Origin of the sequence: Streptomyces silaceus, assembly GCF_001419745.1 — a bacterium.
Lineage (GTDB): Bacteria > Actinomycetota > Actinomycetes > Streptomycetales > Streptomycetaceae > Streptomyces > Streptomyces silaceus.
The window spans coordinates 1-1145 of sequence record NZ_LIRJ01000707.1 but is presented as its reverse complement, the minus strand read 5'-3'; the positions used below and the strand labels follow the sequence as shown (position 1 = coordinate 1145).

Sequence of the window (1145 nt, the reverse complement as noted above, 5' to 3'; positions counted from 1 at the left end):
GCCACAGAAGACTCCCAGCCACCGCCCGGGCCGGGAGTGGCCGGTGGGCCGTGACGGTGACGGCGGCGGGGGCAGCGGAAGACCCCCGGCCCGGGCGGTGGCTGGGAGTCTTCTGTGGCTTGGGAGGGCGTGGGCCCTGTCCGGGCCGGCCAGAGGGGCCCGGTCAGCCGGGCGGGCCGGATTACGGCTCCGCGGCGAGGCCGGGCTCTTGGGCGTCGGTCTCGGTCTCGGCTTCGGAGTCCGTCGGGGGCAGGTGCCGGCAGCTGGGCGATGAACCGTGGGCCTCGGCGCAGATGCGCTGCTTCATCGTCGGGGGCAGGGACCGTTCGTACGCGGCCGACCAGAGGGCCGTGGCCGGCGCGGGCGCGCTCGCCGTGGCGTGGCGTGCGTTCGTGGTCTCCTGTACCGCCGTGGCCGCGGTGGCCGTCGTGGTGAGCCCCAGCGCGGCGAACAGCGCGAGGAAGGCGGTGACGATCGTGGTCCACAGGTTCTTGGCCTTGGTGCCGGTCATGGCCCCTCAATTCAGGTTGGGCGATTTGCGTACTTTCCTCATGATGTGTATGCGGGGCCGAGAGTGGTGGACCGACGCTCGTGGCGCGTCGATGTTCAGATGAACACCACCCGGATGGCCCCAAGAGGCCCGAGAAAGGGGCAAGAGCGGCGAAAATCACAGTGGACGGGATCGGGGGCGGAGTGCCCAGGTCCGATTCGACTGCTGTGCGGGGGCCGGGAGTTGGGGTGGATCCAGGTCACCGATCGATATCGATCGGTGTGTATAGTCGGGCGCCAGAAGTCCCCTACGTCAAGGAAAGACGAGGTCGCGCGGTGAAGAAGCTTCTCCTGGTCGCACTGGCCGCCATCGGCGGGCTCCTCGTGTACCGCCAGATCCAGGCGGATCGCGCCGAGCAGGATCTGTGGACGGAGGCGACTGACTCCGTGCCCACGGGTTCGTGAGTATCAGCAGTCACTTCACAGGCCCCGGTCGCTTTTGCGGCCGGGGCTTTGTGCTGTTCCGGGGCGGCGACAGGGGCAGGGGGCGGGTACGGGCGCCCGGCTTGGCTGCGGGCGCAGGCGCGGGGGCTTCGCTTACGTGAATTGAGTGGTTGCGGCAGCGAATGGGGATGGCCGCGGTCGCGCGGTGGCTC

General features: G+C 69.9%; 2 protein-coding genes. One reads left to right on the top strand and one right to left on the bottom strand.

All coding sequences use genetic code 11. The annotated features are described in order from the left end of the window. Nucleotides 1-181: 181 nt before the first annotated feature. Nucleotides 182-511 carry a DUF6344 domain-containing protein gene (locus AOK22_RS38885; RefSeq protein WP_055703331.1) on the bottom strand — a complete coding sequence of 110 codons (330 nt, stop codon included), beginning with the start codon at nt 509-511 and terminating at the stop codon, nt 182-184. A 314-nt stretch (nt 512-825) separates the two neighbouring features. On the opposite strand from AOK22_RS38885, the gene AOK22_RS43630 reads away from it, so the two are divergent. Then, nucleotides 826-954, top strand: a complete 129-nt coding sequence (locus tag AOK22_RS43630; RefSeq protein ID WP_003999697.1) for a DLW-39 family protein — start codon at nt 826-828, stop codon at nt 952-954. The last annotated feature ends 191 nt before the right edge of the window (nt 955-1145 follow it).